Origin of the sequence: Thermoactinomyces mirandus (genome assembly GCF_013868055.1) — a bacterium.
GTDB lineage: Bacteria > Bacillota > Bacilli > Thermoactinomycetales > Thermoactinomycetaceae > Thermoactinomyces > Thermoactinomyces mirandus.
Map to the genome: position 1 here is coordinate 30,629 of NZ_JACEOL010000048.1, position 18,156 is coordinate 48,784.

16 protein-coding genes and 5 pseudogenes are annotated in these 18,156 nt (G+C 42.4%); 3 read left to right on the forward strand and 18 right to left on the reverse strand.

Going from position 1 to position 18,156, the window contains the following annotated elements:
• Positions 1 to 131: 131 nt before the first annotated feature.
• The 6 genes and pseudogenes from H2C83_RS14050 to H2C83_RS18195 all read right to left on the reverse strand — a co-directional run bounded on the left by H2C83_RS14050 (position 132) and on the right by H2C83_RS18195 (position 2,902).
• Positions 132 to 1,106 (reverse strand): annotated as a pseudogene (locus H2C83_RS14050) (FecCD family ABC transporter permease).
• 23 nt (positions 1,107 to 1,129) lie between these two features.
• A pseudogene (locus H2C83_RS14055) lies at positions 1,130 to 1,640 on the reverse strand (ABC transporter substrate-binding protein); the annotation flags it as partial.
• Positions 1,641 to 1,669: 29 nt separating this feature from the next.
• A pseudogene (locus H2C83_RS14060) lies at positions 1,670 to 2,009 on the reverse strand (MFS transporter); the annotation flags it as partial.
• A 2-nt stretch (positions 2,010 to 2,011) separates the two neighbouring features.
• Positions 2,012 to 2,171 (reverse strand): annotated as a pseudogene (locus H2C83_RS14065) (MbtH family NRPS accessory protein); the annotation flags it as partial.
• A 256-nt stretch (positions 2,172 to 2,427) separates the two neighbouring features.
• Positions 2,428 to 2,550 carry a hypothetical protein gene (locus H2C83_RS18190; protein WP_281364172.1) on the reverse strand — a complete coding sequence of 41 codons (123 nt, stop codon included), beginning with the start codon at positions 2,548 to 2,550 and terminating at the stop codon, positions 2,428 to 2,430.
• Positions 2,551 to 2,779: 229 nt separating this feature from the next.
• Positions 2,780 to 2,902, reverse strand: coding sequence for a hypothetical protein (locus H2C83_RS18195; protein WP_281364173.1), 123 nt, complete (start codon positions 2,900 to 2,902; stop codon positions 2,780 to 2,782).
• Between the two features lie 143 nt (positions 2,903 to 3,045).
• Here H2C83_RS18195 and H2C83_RS14070 point away from each other — a divergent pair, with 143 nt between their 5' ends.
• From H2C83_RS14070 to H2C83_RS14080, 3 genes are all read left to right on the forward strand, one after another.
• The gene (locus H2C83_RS14070; RefSeq protein WP_181741842.1) at positions 3,046 to 3,486 is read left to right on the forward strand and encodes a MarR family winged helix-turn-helix transcriptional regulator; all 441 of its coding nucleotides are present in this window, start codon (positions 3,046 to 3,048) and stop codon (positions 3,484 to 3,486) included.
• 100 nt (positions 3,487 to 3,586) lie between these two features.
• Positions 3,587 to 5,326, forward strand: coding sequence for an ABC transporter ATP-binding protein (locus tag H2C83_RS14075; protein ID WP_181741843.1), 1,740 nt, complete (start codon positions 3,587 to 3,589; stop codon positions 5,324 to 5,326).
• Entirely contained in the window at positions 5,313 to 7,208 is a 1,896-nt protein-coding gene (locus H2C83_RS14080) for an ABC transporter ATP-binding protein (RefSeq protein ID WP_181741844.1), read from the forward strand. The genes H2C83_RS14075 and H2C83_RS14080 overlap by 14 nt, the downstream gene beginning before the upstream one ends.
• Positions 7,209 to 7,341: 133 nt before the next feature.
• On the opposite strand, the gene H2C83_RS14085 is transcribed toward H2C83_RS14080, so the two are convergent.
• The 12 genes and pseudogenes from H2C83_RS14085 to tnpA form a co-directional block, all read right to left on the reverse strand.
• On the reverse strand, positions 7,342 to 7,554 hold the full coding sequence (locus H2C83_RS14085; protein ID WP_181741845.1) for a hypothetical protein: 213 nt from the start codon (positions 7,552 to 7,554) through the stop codon (positions 7,342 to 7,344).
• A 135-nt stretch (positions 7,555 to 7,689) separates the two neighbouring features.
• A complete protein-coding gene (locus H2C83_RS14090; RefSeq protein ID WP_181741846.1) occupies positions 7,690 to 8,250 on the reverse strand; it encodes an FAD-dependent oxidoreductase in 561 nt (186 codons plus the stop codon).
• Between the two features lie 678 nt (positions 8,251 to 8,928).
• Positions 8,929 to 9,228, reverse strand: a complete 300-nt coding sequence (locus tag H2C83_RS18200) for a serine hydrolase (protein WP_281364174.1) — start codon at positions 9,226 to 9,228, stop codon at positions 8,929 to 8,931.
• A 17-nt stretch (positions 9,229 to 9,245) separates the two neighbouring features.
• Positions 9,246 to 9,683 carry a serine hydrolase domain-containing protein gene (locus H2C83_RS18205; protein ID WP_281364175.1) on the reverse strand — a complete coding sequence of 146 codons (438 nt, stop codon included), beginning with the start codon at positions 9,681 to 9,683 and terminating at the stop codon, positions 9,246 to 9,248.
• Complete coding sequence (locus tag H2C83_RS17855) at positions 9,631 to 9,774, reverse strand: serine hydrolase (RefSeq protein WP_312853931.1); 144 nt, start codon at positions 9,772 to 9,774, stop codon at positions 9,631 to 9,633. Before H2C83_RS17855 ends, H2C83_RS18205 begins: the two co-directional genes overlap by 53 nt.
• 1,053 nt (positions 9,775 to 10,827) lie before the next feature.
• Positions 10,828 to 12,654: a glutamine--fructose-6-phosphate transaminase (isomerizing) gene (gene glmS, locus H2C83_RS14100; protein ID WP_181741847.1), complete on the reverse strand. Its 1,827-nt coding sequence runs from the start codon at positions 12,652 to 12,654 to the stop codon at positions 10,828 to 10,830.
• Between the two features lie 127 nt (positions 12,655 to 12,781).
• Positions 12,782 to 12,991, reverse strand: coding sequence for a hypothetical protein (locus H2C83_RS14105; RefSeq protein WP_181741848.1), 210 nt, complete (start codon positions 12,989 to 12,991; stop codon positions 12,782 to 12,784).
• Positions 12,992 to 13,112: 121 nt separating this feature from the next.
• Entirely contained in the window at positions 13,113 to 14,453 is a 1,341-nt protein-coding gene (gene glmM / locus H2C83_RS14110) for a phosphoglucosamine mutase (protein ID WP_181741849.1), read from the reverse strand.
• 33 nt (positions 14,454 to 14,486) lie between these two features.
• Entirely contained in the window at positions 14,487 to 15,683 is a 1,197-nt protein-coding gene (locus tag H2C83_RS14115; RefSeq protein ID WP_181741850.1) for a CdaR family protein, read from the reverse strand.
• A complete protein-coding gene (gene cdaA, locus H2C83_RS14120; RefSeq protein WP_181741851.1) occupies positions 15,676 to 16,503 on the reverse strand; it encodes a diadenylate cyclase CdaA in 828 nt (275 codons plus the stop codon). The genes H2C83_RS14115 and cdaA overlap by 8 nt, the downstream gene beginning before the upstream one ends.
• A 748-nt stretch (positions 16,504 to 17,251) precedes the next feature.
• The gene (locus H2C83_RS18210; RefSeq protein ID WP_281364176.1) at positions 17,252 to 17,386 is read right to left on the reverse strand and encodes a hypothetical protein; all 135 of its coding nucleotides are present in this window, start codon (positions 17,384 to 17,386) and stop codon (positions 17,252 to 17,254) included.
• 129 nt (positions 17,387 to 17,515) lie between these two features.
• Positions 17,516 to 18,032 (reverse strand): annotated as a pseudogene (gene tnpA / locus H2C83_RS14125) (IS200/IS605 family transposase).
• Positions 18,033 to 18,156: the final 124 nt, after the last annotated feature.

Genomic DNA, 18,156 nt, shown 5'->3' on the forward strand with positions numbered 1-18,156 from the left:
TCCGGAAAATTGTCCGAAACACATCCGCAATGCTTATATCAAAGACCCCAATGGTCAAGCTGATATGGATGGCGGCAATAATGAGACCTGCATTCACCAGAAGTACCATTCCGTAATGCAGCCATGATTCCCTATACACGGTTTTCTCCTCCTTTTCTTCTTATCAAATACAGAAAAAAAGGAATTCCGATCAAGGAAGTAATAACTCCTATAGGCATTTCAAATGGATAATTCACAAATCTGCTTAATACATCACACAATGCCAGAAAAATCCCGCCAATCACACCGGCGCACGGAATAATCCATCGATAATCGGCACCTGTTAGAAACCGCGTAATATGAGGAATAATAAGACCAACAAAACCAATTTTCCCTGCCAAGGCAACCGCGGTACCTGTCAAACAGACAACAGCTATGATGGCGGCACCTTTTACAAGGTTCGTCCGTTGACCCAAATTGATGGAAACTTCTTCTCCCAAAGAAAGAATGGTGACCGATTTTGAAATAAACAGAGCCAGAATGATCCCGACTGCTTCAAACGGTATTGACAGCTTCAATACTTCAGGGACAACCTCGTGCAATTTCGCGTTGTACCAGAAACTGATATTTTGGGAGACCTGAAAATACGATGCCATCGCCGCAGATACACTGCTTAAAAAGGTTCCGATCACCGTTCCAATTATGGCCAGCCGGACCGGTGATAATCCATTGCGGAGCAATGCCCCGAATCAGCCATGGAGCACAGAATCATCTGCAAGGAAGACAGATCCGGAACAAATATCATGCAAATTGTAATGACAAAAAGATCCGTCTGTTACTCCCATAATTGAAGGGAATGCGAGATAGTTTCTTGTCATCCCCTGCATAAACGCTCCCGATATAGCCAGAAGTGCACCGGCAAGAAGTGTGCATAATATCCTTGGCAAGCGGGAAGTGATAATAATATTATGATCGGCATTGCCGGAATCATAATAAAAAAGTGCATTCCAAACGGTTGAAAAGTCAATATTTTTTGCACCGTACAAAATCGAGAGCATAATGGTCAATAAAATGAAGATGGGTGCCATGCTTAAAATAACTGTTGATATTGAATTTGTTTTCCCCATATTATTCAACGCACCTTACCCATTTAATTGGATAAATGTTGCTCTGCTGCTTTCAGGAAAGCAGTCTTGCTCCAAGCCGTACCACCTTGAGCCAGGGGATCCACAACATTGATAAATACCTTTTTGTTTTTTACAGCCTGAATACTATTCCAGACCGGATTGCTTTGCAGATTTTCCATTTGGCTGCCACATGGGAAACCGGTATCATCGGTGCCACTTTATTCAACGATTCTGCCACATCCGGTCGAAATTTGGTACTTCCCAGGATCACATCCGGTTTCAAGCCAAGAAGTGTTTCATAGTCGGCTGCATTTTTTCACCAATCGACTTTGCATCTTCCAATTCTTTGGCCACATACTCCGGCAGTTTGCCCGCAATTGTAATAGCCCCTACCGGTTTTACTCCCAATACCGCTGCATCTTCCATCGATTCCATACTGGCTGTCGCAATTCTTGTGACTTTTGCAGGGACAGTATATTCTTTATTTAAATAAGTTATCGTTCTTTCCTTCGGTGCATCTGTCGAACCGACCTCCCCGGCATTGCTGCATACAATTGCCATTCCACGGGCGCAAGCATTCCTCCCCCGGCTCCCTGTATAATTCGAAACACATTCAATGTGACAAGGCTATCGGCAAATCCGCACCTGTGAACAAGCTCAGTGCAATCAAAAAGACCGTTTGGTTCCCCACCGGTCACCGAGCCATCCTGCAACTGGAAGAAATACAACCAGACTCATTAAATACCCAATATTCACAGCACCAGTGGCGGAAGGCGGGACCCGGAATTCATGCCCGATAGCCGGCAATGACACATTGATGATGGTCCCGTCCAATGCTGCCATAAACATTGCTGTCACATAGACAACACTAACGACGATCTTCTGATTGGGCCGGATGCTCATTGTTACTTCCCTTTGCTATCACTCACAACAGATTTAATACTGTTGGGTTTCATATCGGTCCAATGCGTTGATATAGTCCAGACACGTTTGGCGGCTCTCTTGCCCGTAGATTTCCTTCCAGCCGTGCGAAACTTCAAGAAATGCAGGCCAGAGGGAATACTGTTAAATTAAATTTTTATATATACTATAATATTATGTAAACTGCCAAAGTATTTATGGATTAACTAAAGGCGGGTTACTTAAACGTGGAAAGGTTTGTTTTCCCAATAGCATTTTTGGTTATCGGCACGGTTTTGTTTCCGGCAACCTGGGATTTCCCCATTTTTTTAGAGAAAAAGGAGCATCCTTCTGATGATGCTCCTTTTGATCGACAAGCTCTGTCCCCTGTTTATTTTTCATTGATAATTTGCCACCGATTTTAATATATCGTGGTCTGCATATCGTTGTCATTCAGGTCACTGATCGGGTTAACGGCTACTTTCGCGCCATCATCAGCACAAATACCGACAGCCCGCTTCGACATTTGTCCTTCCGTCCGCATCGACGTCTTTTCAAACCAACATTCTCTGCCAAGGTTGTCTTTATGCCTGTAAAAATAATGTTGTTTTTCGCTTCAACCAACCACTTTCTGACTCATTTTAAAACCATCATCCGTTTTGGTCAGGGCTGTAACATTTGTTTCAGTAAATCAATCATATCCGGACCGGTAATTTCTTCTACCCCATAATTAGCATCAATGCTTTTTTGTTATACTTTGGCTGTTGTCAAAATCACTGTTTTCTTCCCTGTTTTTGCCGTGAAAAAGGCTGCGCTTCGCCGGCAGGACCTGCTCCAATAACCGCCACTTCATACATGTCAATCTTCCCTTCAAATTCCACTTTACCAAAAATCAATCAATTCAACATTTTATTTGGATTTTTAATTATTCGTAAAATACAATTATATGAAAAAATTTAAAATCAATATAACCTTGACTTGAAATAAGCAAAACGACTAAAATGTTAGCATCCTAACAAATTGGCAGGGAGTTGGTTGGATGCGTCCAACAAAAGGAATCGGATTTGAAATCAAGGTACTGTCCCATTTAATTAAGCGATGCATTAATGACCATGTTATAAAAACCAGAGTAAAAGGCTTGACAGGATTGCAGGGAATCATTATCAGATATATCTTTGTCCATTCCCAAACCCGGGACGTATATCAACGTGACCTGGAAAATGAGTTTAATATCCGGCGTTCATCCGTAACAGGCGTTTTGCAACTGATGGAACGAAACGGACTGATCACAAGAGAGCATGCAGAACATGACGCAAGACTAAAAAAACTGAAACTAACCCCTAAAGCAATCAAAATACACAAGATCATTACTCAAGCAATTATTGAAGTTGAAAAGAAATTGCGCAAGGATTTAAGCGAAGATGAGATCAACTCCTTTTATACAACACTGAATAAAATCAAAAAAAATCTTGAAAAATAAACGGGATCTTTAGACTGTTTATTGTTTACGATAGCTCATCATGTTGTTGAATTCTTACAATAAGGCAGCTAGCAATAATGTTTTCCGATGGAGGATGAATATGATCAGGAAGTTGTCAATGTGTGTAGGACAATATAAAAGAGACTCCATTCTTGCTCCGGTCTTTGTTATTCTGGAAGCTGTGATGGAAGTCATTATCCCCCTTCTAATGGCTTATATGATCGACGATGGCATACAGCCTGGAGATATGAGTGTAATTACAAAATTGGGCATTGCGCTATTTTTATGTGCCGTTTTGTCGTTGACATTCGGAATCCTGGCTGGATATTCCGCTGCAAAAGCATCAAGTGGATTTGCAAGAAATCTTCGCCAAAAAATGTATTATGCCGTACAAGACTTCTCCTTTTCCAATATTGACCGATTTTCAACCGCCAGTCTTGTAACCCGTATGACAACCGATGTAACCAATATACAAAATGCCTTTCAAATGATTATCCGAATTGCAGTGCGTGCCCCAATTATGCTGATCTTTTCTCTTTTTATGGCTTTTACTGTAAATTCAAGGCTTTCTCTCGTTTTTCTGGGGATTATCCCATTTTTAGGAGTGGGGCTTTACCTGATTATCAGGAATGCCCACCCGATCTTTAAACGTGTGTTCAAAACCTACGACAAGTTAAACAAAGTCGTACAGGAAAATTTAAGAGGAATCCGGGTTGTGAAATCCTTTGTTCGCGAAAACTATGAAAAAAACAAGTTTCATTCCGTTTCCCGGGCCATTTTCAAGGATTTTTCCAGGGCAGAAAAAATTCTGGCTTTCAACGGTCCGTTGATGCAGTTTTCTATTTATACCGGTATCCTTCTCATTTCATGGTTCGGAGCAAAGATGATTGTTTCAGACACGATGACAACCGGACAACTTGTCAGTCTTATTTCCTACGCAAGCCAAATTCTGATCAGCCTGATGCTGGTGTCGATGGTTTTCGTTATGATTACAATTTCACGGGCTTCAGCCGAACGGATTGTTGAAGTTCTGGATGAAGAAACCGAACTGAAAAACGGGGAGAATCCGATTCAAAAAGTGAAAAACGGGGAGATCCAGTTTCAAAACGTCAGTTTCAGCTATACAAATGACCCGGAAAATCTTTGTCTGAAAGATATAAACCTTCATATTCAATCAGGGGAAACGGTTGGAATCCTCGGTGGCACCGGAAGCGCCAAAACAACTCTGGTCCAACTGATCCCACGGCTTTACGACGCAACAAAAGGGGCAGTCCTTGTTGGCGGTGTTGATGTTCGGAAATATGATCTTCAAACACTGCGGGATGAGGTGGCCATGGTTTTACAAAAAAACTTGTTATTTTCCGGAACGATTAAAGAAAATCTGCGTTGGGGAAACAAAAATGCTACGGACGAGGAACTGATCCGTGTTTGTAAAATGGCGCAGGCTCATGACTTTATTACAGCTTTTCCCGATGGATACGACACCTATATTGAACAGGGCGGAACGAATGTCTCCGGCGGACAAAAACAACGATTGACGATTGCCCGGGCATTATTGAAGAAACCAAAAATCATCATTTTTGATGATTCAACCAGTGCAGTTGATACAAAAACGGATGCATTGATCCGTAAAGCAATCAGTGAGGAAATTCCTGATACGACAAAGATTATCATTGCCCAACGCATCTCTTCTGTCATGGATGCCGATAAGATCGTCGTTATGGAAAATGGAAAAATCAACGCAATTGGCACCCATAAGGAGCTGCTGGAATCCAATACAATTTATCAGGAAGTATTCTATTCTCAGCAAAAAGGGGGAAACATCCATGCCATCAAATGAAAATACCCCTGGCAAAAGAGTCCCTCCTAAACCTAAAGCAGATCTAAAAACACTCAAGCGGCTTTTTTCCTATATTACAAAGGATTACAAACTTCCATTTGCCATGGTCCTGATTGGCATTTTACTAAGTTCAGCAGCCAATGTGGCTGGTTCGCTGTTTCTGGAAATCCTGATCGATGACTATATTCTTCCGCTGCTCGCTGTGGAGAATCCTGTTTTCGACGGTCTTTTGAAGGCAATTCTTATTATGTCCGGCATTTATCTTCTTGGCGTCATATCCACATTGGTCTATAGCCAGCTTATGGTTGTCATTGCCCAAGGAGTATTAAAAAAGATCCGTGATGAAATGTTTGATCACATGCAAGAACTTCCGATCGAATATTTTGATACCCATTCCCACGGCGATCTCATGAGTCACTTTACCAATGATACAGACACTCTCAGGCAAATGCTGGCCCAAACCATACCACAGCTGTTCTCTTCGGTAACTACCATTACGGCCGTTTTCTGTGCCATGGTCGCGACCAGCTTGCATTTGACGTTTGTAGTTATCCTTACCTTGGTGTTCATGTACTTCGTTACGGGCAAAATCGCCAGAAAAAGTAAAAACTATTTTATAAGACAGCAAAAATCACTCGGCAAGATAAATGGTTTTATTGAAGAAATGATTACTGGCCAAAAGGTGATAAAGGTATTTAATCATGAAGAAGAGGCAAAAAAACAATTCGATTTACTGAACGATGAGTTATGTCACAATGCAACTGAAGCTAACCGATTTGCCAATATCCTTATGCCGGTTATGGCCAACATTGGAAATATCCAGTATGTATTGATTGCCATTGCCGGCGGGGCTCTTGCCGTTGGCGGGATCGACGGTATAACGCTTGGGGCAATTGCCAGCTTTTTGCAATTGAGCAGAACATTGAGCATGCCTGTCAGCCATGTATCCCAACAGCTGAACGCCATTGTTATGGCCCTTGCCGGGGCAAAGCGAATTTTCGACCTGATGGATGAAAAAAAGGAAACAGATCATGGGTACGTTACTCTTGTAAATGCCAAATATGAAGATAACTGGTTGGTTGAAACTTCTGAACCAACAGGAATCTGGGCATGGAAAATCCCCAATGAGGACAAAACCTTCACATATATCCGATTAAGAGGCGATGTACGTTTCTACAATGTCAATTTCAGTTATAACAAGGAAAAAACCGTTCTACACGACATCACCCTTTATGCCGAACCAGGACAAAAAGTGGCTTTTGTCGGTGAAACGGGTGCCGGCAAAACAACGATTACCAACCTGATCAACCGTTTTTATGAAATTGATAGCGGAAAAATCCTTTATGACGGGATTGATATTCAAAAGATCCGAAAAAGTGATTTGCGCCGCTCTCTAGGCATTGTCCTGCAGGATACCAATCTGTTTACAGGTACGGTAATGGAGAATATCCGATATGGCAAACTGGATGCTTCTGACGAAGAAGTTTATGCTGCAGCAAAACTGGCCAAGGCGGATGAATTCATTTCCATACTTCCGCAGGGCTATGATACCGTTATACAAGGAGACGGTTCCGGGTTATCGCAAGGGCAAAGGCAACTTCTGAACATTGCCAGAGCAGCAGTTGCAAATCCTCCGGTCATGATTCTGGATGAAGCCACTTCCAGTATTGATACCCGAACCGAGTTCATAGTGCAAAAGGGCATGGATGCATTAATGCGCGGACGAACCGTTTTTGTGATTGCCCACAGGCTTTCCACAATCCAGAACTCCGAAGCCATCATGGTCCTTGACCAGGGCCGAATCATTGAACGGGGAGACCACGATCAGTTAATCTCGGAAAAGGGAAAATACTATCAACTGTATACAGGTGCGTTTGAATAAGAATAAGGTAATGAAAAGCCCCGTTTTTCCATACCATAAATGGAAAACGGGGCTTTTGATCCCTTCTGGACAACCAGGGATATTCTTCCGAACCGGTTAGAAAGATCCGTCATCTTCACTTCCGTTCAATTGTTTAAACCTGTTTCGCTTCTTCTGATGTTTGCACTGCAATTCCTGCTTCAGCCGCCTGTTTTACAAGAATGTGGATAAGTGAAGCCAGTACTTCTCCAAATGTCCGGTAAAAACATTCCGGTATCTTATCAATCACAGACGTGAGCATCAGGAATCGTATTGAAATAAAACGGAAGCTTTCAACTAAGGAATCTCTTACAAAAACAAAATCCAATGGCAATAGTGAGATAACTTGATCTCTTCTGTTTCCAATGGAGTACTATTTCGATGTGATCTATACATCATCTGACTTACAGGGAAAATCGCCTGTTTTTCGGATGATGCTTTCTACTGCGCAGTTCCCGTTACATTATTTCAGTACATCGTGATCTACATAACGCTTGCCATCAAGCTCGCTGATCAGGTTAACAGCTACTTTCGCGCCATCTCCGGCAGTAATAATCGTATGCATGCTTACACCGGCGCAAACACCAGCTGCCCATAACCCTTCAACATTTGTTTTTCCATCAGCATTAACAGCAAAAATCGTCTTGACTCTTGGTTCTGTACCAGGTTTTGTGGTCAAACCGGCACTTTCTCCCAAAGAAGTCTGCATGCCTGTAGCAATAATGACATTTTTGGCTTCAACAGAACCATTACCTGTTTCAATTTTAAAACCATGATCCGTTTTAACCAGTGCTGTGACCTCTGTTTCAATAAACTCAGCACCAAACCCTTTTGCCTGGGCAATACCTTTTTCCAGCATATCCGGGCCGGAAATTTCTTCAACCCCGTAATGGTTTAGCATTAAGGCCTTTTTCATTATATTTTTGCCATTATCCAAAAGGACTGTTTTTTTCCCAGCCCTTGCTGTAAAAAGAGCCGCACTGGCACCGGCAGGACCTGCACCAATTACCGCTACCTCATACATATTCAATCTCCTCCTCCATGTACATTATCATTTTATCAAAAATTAATCCTTTTTAACACTAATTTTAAAAAATAACAGGCAAAGGCATGTTCATCCAGAAAACATTTTTAACTCCCGATTACCGACCTTCTCTCCACCAATATAATCGTAAAGCAGGTAATCTTTCAGTCCACTATGGTTTATATCAGAAACAATTCCAAACGTCTTTTTCCTTTAAACCTTTTCTTCTCAACTTTCCATGTTCTTTTTCATTTGGACATAAAAAACACCCCTTTAGGCAATTATGACTAAAGGAGTTAAATATTACATCTTTTTATTTCAAATCCACAATTGGATATTGCTCTTTTATCTTTATTTATTTAACTTTATTCGATAATAGATGCGCATAACTGTAAGAACCAATCCAATGATGAAAACAATCGCCAACAAGAACATCGAGGCGGGCCAAATACCAAAAGCATCTATCGTCGTAGAACTGTTATCCTTTAGTGTTGGAACAACAAAGAATAGCCATCCGATCCCCACGACTGGCACCAATAATCAAACCAAGGGACAGATCGATTATTGTAGGCACAGGTGCTGTTATTTCCGGTTTATTTCCTTCAGTTATCTGGATGATTCCTGAACTGATCTCATAAGCATGTTCCAAAGTAGGGGTAAAACTGTTGAGTAAAACAGCTACTGCGTATCCAATGCCTGGTACGATATCTGTTGGGCTTGATAAGTTGATAACGAACCGCTATGTGAAATACGTGCCGGTTTAACGCTTGAAGAGTTTAAAGACCATCCAAGTCCGTATTTTTCGCTTCCAGGTTGCGGAGAATAGGACTCTTCCAACAATTCTTTGGATAATAATTGTTCCCCAGATTCATTTTTTCCGTCGTTCGTGTGCATGGCAAGCCATTTGCCCATATCTGATGCTGTTGTTACAACTCCTCCTGCCCCCAGGAACATTTGTTCAAGTTCGGTCCAGGGCATTGCAGTCCCATATGCCGTTATATAGCCTTTAGGCGTCCTTGTACAGAATCTCCAGAGTTTACAGCCGTGAGCGAATCATTCATCCCTAGTGGAGAGAATAACTTTTGTTTAAGATATTGAGAGAATTCCATTTCACTTGTTTCCTCCACCAATCGGGCCAAAATCCAATAGTTCGCATTGCTGTAAGCATATTTCTCTCCAGGATTCGGTTGCAGTTTCCAGTCGTGTAAACGGTCGACACCTGCTTTCAAGTTATTCGCCGGAGGCACAATCGTTGGATTCGGAATCCCTGATGTATGGCTCAATAATTGGCGTATTGTAACTTGGCTCCATCCGGGATCGTCAAGTTTAACTTCTGGTAGATGTTTCACTACCGGGTCATTCAGTTGGATTTTCCCTGCATCAACCAGTTGTAATACGGCAAATGCCGTAAATGATTTTGGAAACGGAAGCAAGTCTCATTAATGACTTTTCTGTCAGCGGTTTTCCGTCAGAATCATGTCCATATCCTTTTTGATATAATACCTTACCGTCCTTTACGATCACGATCGAAGCACCAGGCAGCCCATTCTGTTCGATATAGTTCGCAACAAAGTTGTCAATTTCTTCCGTATCAAGCGGTCCAGCAAGCCTGAGCGGATTGAGGGAGATTTCACAAGTACAATAGAATAATTGATATTAGAAAAATAATGCCTAGTATTTTACGCATATTATATACTCCATTTCAATTTGCTATGTTTATTCATCTACACTCATTAACAGTAGTGTAAGCATTTTGTCCAATTATATAAAGTTGGTATTAACGCACCAGACTATTCCTCACAAGAAAGCGGCCATGATAAATAATTGGGACGACGCCTTTGCCATCCTTCCCGGCATGAATATGCAAGTGGGGTTACTCGTATTTCGGGAATTGCCCACTTTCCCGAGGACTTGACCTGTAGTTACTTTCTTCCCTTCAGCGACAGTTATACTCCCTTTCTTCATATGAGCCAAATGCAGGACAGCATCGGTATTTTCGCATAACAAGGCAACATAATTGCCCGTTCAAAAGAAGTTTGAAGCTTATTTACGCATACGCAATTTTAGTATGACAGGTTGACTTATACAAGCTGGTATAACGGATTACTATGACATAAAATCATAATAACCTTAAGATCAACTAATACTTCTTTCATCCCCCGTAAGAATAAGTTTAATAAAACGAAGATTTTCACATTACCAGAAACAGTGTAAAGCAAAAATTATATTGTGCACGCAAATTATTAACCTTATTCCTTCTTTTTCCATATTTCATTCCTTTCATTTTGATAGTGCGAGTATCTTTAAATGTCTCTTTTTCCTTTATTAACAGTGCATGTAGTCATCAGAATAGGCTCTCCTGTTTTATGGTCTTTTATGATAATTAATACCTAGTTCCTCTGCAATTAAAATCGTTTCTTCTTGAGGTACAGGGAAAACTGTTCACAAATATCGGAATTTCAGATATAAAAACACCCCTTTAGATAATCATATCCAAAGGGGTAAAACGGTACATCTTTTTTATAAATGCTACGACTTTATTTCAAAGCTACAACCAAAAAGAGAAAGTACAACTTTTTATTCCACAGTTACGCTTTTCGCCAGATTGCGTGGTTTGTCCACATCATATCCCCGTTCCTGGCAAGCATAATAAGCAAACAGCTGGGTTGGGATCACGGTCAATACCGGTGCCAGCAAGTCGAGGGTTGCCGGAATATGGATCACTTCATTGACCGACTTGATCAGTTCGGTATTGCCTTCCTGGGCAAGGCCAAGGACATTGGCGCCTCTTGCCTTGACTTCCTGAATGTTGCTGACCATTTTTTCATAAACCGACTTTTGTGTGGCCAGGGCAATGACGGGAACCCCCTCTTCAATCAGGGCCAAGGTACCGTGTTTCAGTTCCCCTGCGGCATAGGCTTCCGAATGGATATAGGAGACTTCTTTCAGCTTCAGGGAACCTTCCATGGCAACAGCATAATCCAATCCGCGTCCCAGGAAGAAAAGATGTTCATTGGACGCAATGCTCCGTGCAAATTGTCCAATGGCTTTTTCTTCACCGAGCACAATTTCTGCTTTCTCAGGCAATTCCTGCAGATGATGCACAACTTCCTCAAGCTCCGCTTTTGTTTTGCTGCCGCGAATTTGCGCAAAATAGACACCAAGCAAATAAATGGCGATCAACTGGGAAGTATAAGCTTTGGTGGACGCTACTGCAATTTCGGGTCCAGCCCATGTAATAATGACATTATCCGCTTCACGGGCAATGCTTGAACCGACTACATTGGTAATGGCAAGCACTTTTGCGCCATGCTTCCTGGCTTCCCGCAATGCAGCGAGGGTGTCGGCTGTTTCGCCGGACTGGCTCACCAGGATAACCAGTGTTTTGTCCGTGATGATCGGATTGCGGTAACGGTATTCGGAAGCAACATCACATTCGACCGGAATCCGGGTGAACTCTTCCATGACATATTTTCCAACCAGGCCTGCATGGTATGCTGTACCACAAGCAATAAAATGGATCCGGTCGATGCTTTTGATTTCTTCATCGCTCAAGGCGATTTCATGTGACAAGTCGACATTGTGTTCTTTCAGGCGTCCTGCCAGGGTATCGCGAATCGCTTTAGGCTGTTCATGGATTTCTTTCAACATGAAATGGTCATATCCGCCTTTTTCAGCCGTATTGATATCCCATTCCACCCTGAATACATCCCGTTTAACAGGCGTGCCATCCACTTTCATCAAGGTAACCTGATCCGCTTTTAAGATGGCCATCTCTCCATCTTCCAAGATGTAGACATTGCGGGTATGTTTCAGAATGGCTGGAATATCGGAAGCGATGAAATTCTCTCCTTCGCCCACTCCAACGATTAACGGGCTAGCCTGACGGACTGCCACCAATTTATCCGATTCAAACTCGCTGATAATTCCCAGGGCATAAGCGCCGGACAGGCGTGCCACTGCTTTTTGCACCGTAGAAACCAGATCTCCGTCCCACAAATCGGCCAGCAGTTTGGCTACGACTTCCGAATCGGTTTCCGACTCAAAAACATGCCCTTTCGCCGTCAATTCTTCTTTCAGTTCAATATAGTTTTCAATAATGCCATTATGCACAATGGCAAAACGTCCGGTTTGATCGGTGTGAGGATGTGAGTTTTGATCTGACGGTTTCCCGTGAGTAGCCCAACGGGTATGTCCGATCCCCAACGAACCGGGCAAGGATTGGACATTCAATCTTTCTCCAAGGCGGGACAATCGACCTTCGGTTTTTTGAATTCCGATCGTTTCCCCGTTGTAAACGGCCAAGCCGGCAGAATCGTACCCCCGATACTCTAATTTGCCCAAACCCTCGATTAACAGATTCTGAGCCTGTTTAGAGCCAATGTAACCAACAATACCGCACATATATATTTACCCCCTGGTTTATAGGAAATGACAACAATCCAAACAGGTGCATATCCCGGAATCTCCTGTTTCCGTTCCAGATCCCGCCGTCACCTTCTCTTTACCTGTTATCATTTCGTTAGTTTTTTTATCTGTTTTTCTGTCCACAACCAATAAATGCGTCAATCGCAGCCTTTGTACAACGAGTCACCCCATTGTTTTGTGCCGCGACTCTTCGGCTTTGGCGCGAAGCCGGGAGGTATCCGCCGATTACTCGATACTCCTCCTCCTCGTCAACTGCAATTCTCTCCGCTCTCATGCAGTTCAGGCGCTTTACGACAAAGTTGCTGGTTTCCACAAAGCCTTCTTTTTTCCAATCACCTCCTTAACATTGTAAATCCAGTAGATATTCATGTTCTTATGGTATGCAATTATACTTTACTTGTAAAGTGCGGTATCAAAAAAGATACCGCACTTTGTTATGCCAACTGATTGCGTACTTCTCCCGCGATTTGATCCACATATTTTTTTAACAATTCTTCGTCAGGACCTTCAGCCATGACACGAATCAGTGATTCTGTTCCTGAAGGACGCACCAACACCCGTCCGTCGCTTCCCAAAGCTGCTTCAACAGACTGGATCGCAGACTGAATGGCATGGTTTTGTTCCCAGCCCTCCTTTTCCTTCACACGAACATTTACAAGCAATTGCGGATACTTGGTCATTTGTTCCGCCAAACCGGACAGGGTTTGGCCTTTTTCTTTTACGACCCGTAAAAGCTGGACAGCCGTCAACATGCCATCTCCTGTCGTGTTATGATCCAGGAAAATAATATGGCCTGACTGCTCACCGCCAAGATTGAATTTCCCTTTTCTCATACTTTCCATGACGTAACGGTCGCCAACTCTGGTTTTCCTGGTTTCGATCCCCAACTTTTCGGCTGCCTTAAAGAAACCGATATTGCTCATCACCGTCGTAACGATGGTATTTCCCTTCAGGGTATTGTTTTCCTTCATATAGGACCCGCAGATCAGCATAATATAATCCCCGTCTATAACATTTCCTTTTTCGTCAACGGCGATCAGGCGGTCTGCATCCCCATCAAATGCCAGGCCGAGATGTGCCTGTTTTTTGATGACCTCTTCCTGCAAACACTCAGGATGGGTCGAACCGCAATTGACATTGATATTTATACCGTCCGGATGTGCATTGATGGTTGTTACGTCGGCTCCCAGATCACGCAGCAGCAAAGGAGCCAGTTCATAGGCTGCTCCATTGGCGCAATCGACAACAATATGCATACCACACAGATCGGTATCAATAGTTTGTTTTAAATGATCCAGATAAGCTTGCACAGCATCATGATCACGCATGATCCGTCCGGTTTCTTTTCCTGTTGGACGCGGCAGATGATGCTGCTCACTAATTAATAACGATTCAATTTCCGCTTCTGTTTCATCTGATAATTTATATCCATCTGCGCCAAAAAATTTAATTCCATTATCTTCAAAAGGATTATGTGACGCAGAAATCATTACTCCGGCATCTGCATGGAGATGGCGCGTCAAAAAAGCCACACCCGGTGTGGTGATAATACCTAATTTATATACATCACATCCGATGGAAAGCATTCCTGCGATCAGAGCAGACTCCAACATTTCCCCCGACAAACGTGTATCTCGACCCACTACAATTTTCGGGCGTTTTTTCTCTCTGGTCAGTACATAGGCTCCGTAACGGCCGAGGCGGAAGGCTAATTCTGGTGTTAATTCTTGATTCGCTATTCCTCGTACTCCATCAGTTCCAAAAAATTTACCCATGATTTTCTCCTCCTCATAAAGAACCATCTGTGATCAACGAATCCCTATCTTTGCTTTGGGATTCGTCTGCCCGACAACTTGAATAAAGTTGGGCAAGATAAACCGGATCGGCACCTCATGAACACCTTCCGACAGGCCTGAAACATCGATCAGCACTTTTATGTCGGATTGATTGATCCCCAATAAGTTTCTGGGTGCCCCTGAAAGAGTGATATTCATGTTTCCGCCGGATGGTGATAAAATATCGACTTTTTGTTTTTCTTTTCGACCGGTCACTGTAAGTGGAACATTGTCCAGTCTCTTTTGCTCAGCAGAAACTATTTTAACATAAATCTCTATTTCTTTGGGTTCAACCCTGAGTGCACCATTATGCAACGGAACAGGCACAGAAATGGTCATATCTTTCCGTGCATCTTTCAGATCCAGTTGCGGACCGATATAGTATTGAATATTTTCAATATACTCTTTTGGCCCGTAAACCGTCACCTGATCCTGCCGGGCATGAATCCTTTCCACCGCGTACCCCTTTGCCGGCAACTGCTTCACCTCAATGGAAATGGGAACTTTTTTGTGTGGAATACTGATCGGCACTTTGACAGATGCCACATCCGGAGTAATTTTCACCTTATGGATTGGCCCTTTTTCACTATATGCCTGGAGCCGGACCACTGTCTCCATTGATTTCGTATGATCAGACAGGTAAACAACTGCCTTTACAGTTTTTACCTGATCCAGGTTTGGCTCCGTCCCGCGAACCAGCACCTTGGAAGGAGTAACGACCGGTTTGTCGATATGCAACCCTTCTGGCACATTACCAATGATATCCACTTGAACGGGCATTTCTTTCTGCACTTTTTGTGCCAGCTCGACTTTTACACGTTTCGGCTCAACTTCTCCTTTTACACCAAATGGCAAACCCTCCACCTGGACAGGCAGGCGGTGTTCGCCAGCCCCCACTTCCTGAGCATCAACGAAAACACGATAGGTCCCGGGAACATTATTCAGTGCTTGTTTGTCTCCGTATAATTTTAGCTCCACCTTGGATGGCTGGCTAAGAAGTTCAAATTGTTCCTTGTCATATTTAACCTGGACAGACACATCATGAATGATTGTGCTTCCCTTGGTTGAAAAGGAAGAAAAGGAATGTTCCGTTACGGTAATCCATAACAGAACCGCCAATAACAGGGAAATCATGCGTAACACCAAATCTTTTTCCAACCATTTATCCATCTTTCGGCTTCCCTTCCTTTTCCTTGCGCACCCAAAAAACGGAAGAAAATTTCTCCGGTGGCTTCAGCAATTCATACAGTGTAGAGACAAGCTGTTCTTCACTCAAATTCCGTTGCAGTTCTCCCTGAAAAGCAACCGATATTTGCCCGGTTTCCTCAGACACGATCACCACAACGGCGTCGGAAATCTCACTCAAACCAATGCCCGCGCGGTGTCTTGTACCCAAATCCTTGCTGATATAAGGATTTTCACTTAAAGGCAGATAACATCCGGCAGCCATCAGTCGTTCCTTGCGAATAATCACGGCACCGTCGTGCAGGGGGGCTTTGGGGATAAAAATGTTTTTGAGCAGTTCTGCACTCAGCTTGGCTTCCAGAATGGTTCCTGTCTCAATATAGTCTGAAAGGCCTGTATCTTTTTCAATCACAATCAATGCGCCAACTCTTTGCCTGGCCATCTGTGAAGCAGCTTTTGTCACTTCTCCCACGATTTTGGTAGCGATCTGGTCTTCCACCTGGCTGCTTCGGCCAATAAAATACCCTCTTCCCAATTGTTCCAAAGCTCTTCGTAACTCTGGCTGGAAAATTACAATCACGGCAATCAATCCGACAGAAAAGAAGTTCTCAATGAGGAATTCCAAGGTTCTCAGTTCAAACTCATTGCTGATCACCCAAATGACCAGCAATACAGTAATCCCTTTTAAAAGCTGAACAGCACGGGTACCCCGCAAAAGTTTGAGTAAATGATATATCACATAACTAACAATCAAAATATCTACAACATCACTTAGATACTCTTTTATTTCAGCCAAAGACTGCATTAGGCCCCTCCAATTATGTCCATCAGTTCTTATATTATCTGGTATTAGTAAAACATACATTTCCTCCCAGAAGCTTTTTCTTATTTTTTCATAAGCAACTTAAAAATATTGAACAAAACATTTCTTTTTCTTTTTTATAACCCTTTTACCTGTTTGATCCACCGTTCAGAGGTAACAGATTGATTAACACCATTTAATATAACATTACATCAGGCATGAACCCAAATTTGGATATCAATTTTGCCATGCACTCGGAGATCTGTAAAAACATGACTTGATAGCCGTATTTAGTAGATTCAATCAGGAAAGCAATTTTTAGAGTTTTATCCTGTCTGCAGCAGATATAAATCTTTGCTACGAAAAACCGCATCCTCATCCTTGCTTTTGAAAATGGAGCTGGTATCATGTTGGTTGCTACAGATCAGGAAAACTTGAGTCAAATCCCTTTGTAAAAGAGACAACCAATTCATGGAAAATCGGTTAAATGAAAGAAACAGCAGTGCATAGCAATAAATTGATATCCAAACTTTCCAATCAAACACTTTTGTCAAATAAATAGCAAAGAGCAACAAAGCCTTTGTTTCCTTGTAATTTTTAACTGTCACTCCTTTAAGGTGTAGCATCATGATAAATAACTATATCCAATTATACAGGAAACAGACACTTGATTTTCCGACTATAAAATGAATTTTCTGATTGGATGGCGAAAGATTTGTAAAGCGGAATTTCCAAACCGTAAATGTCATTGCTAAACGGGGAGATTATAAATTCTTTTGCCAAAGACAGAATCGATCAACTGTACAGCAACCTTGGCTGTCAGGTTCTCCCGGTCAAGAATGGGTTGATTTCGACTTCTTCCGTCCGGATTTTGCACAGATTGCACTGGGTGCCATATCCATCCTGCGGCGTTCTTTTCTCTAAATCATAACCACCCGTGAAAACGGGTGGTTTGCTCAGGCCTGCAAGGCCTTGTTACCGGCTAGCGTCTAAAGGCGCTAGCTTTCACTTTCGTTCAAGCTATATTGCCATTGCCACTTTTGCTATCCCTAAAGGGAAATGTTTGTACTACTCTGCTACCCTTAAAAGGGTCTTCGTATTCTCGTACACTTAACTTATCTAGTGCTATATCCCGTTTTTCCTGTTCCCGAGTATATTTCCGAATTGTTGCTTCATTTAAACCCGCGGTACTCACATAATACCCTTCTGACCAGAAATGACGATTCCCAAATTTATATCTTAAATTTGCACGTTTATCAAACATCATTAACGCACTTTTTCCTTTCAAATACCCCATGAAACTTGACACACTCATTTTTGGTGGAATACTCAACAAAAGATGTACATGATCTGGCATCATATGGCCTTCTATTATTTCTATCCCTTTATACGCACACAACCGTTTGATGATTTCTTGCAAACTTTTTCCGATATTGATTGTATACGATTTTTCGTCTATACTTTGGGGAAAAGATGATATGATACTTACACAACCACTTCGTGTGGGATAAGCTATTTGCTTTGTTTGCCATTGTTTTCCTCTTCCTTTCGTTACAATATAGCCTGAACAACTATATTCTAACTTAGGGAGAGGTTATTGGTATAACCAAATTGTCATCCACCCGCATAGCGGGTGGTTGAGGCTGTTGACAAAAG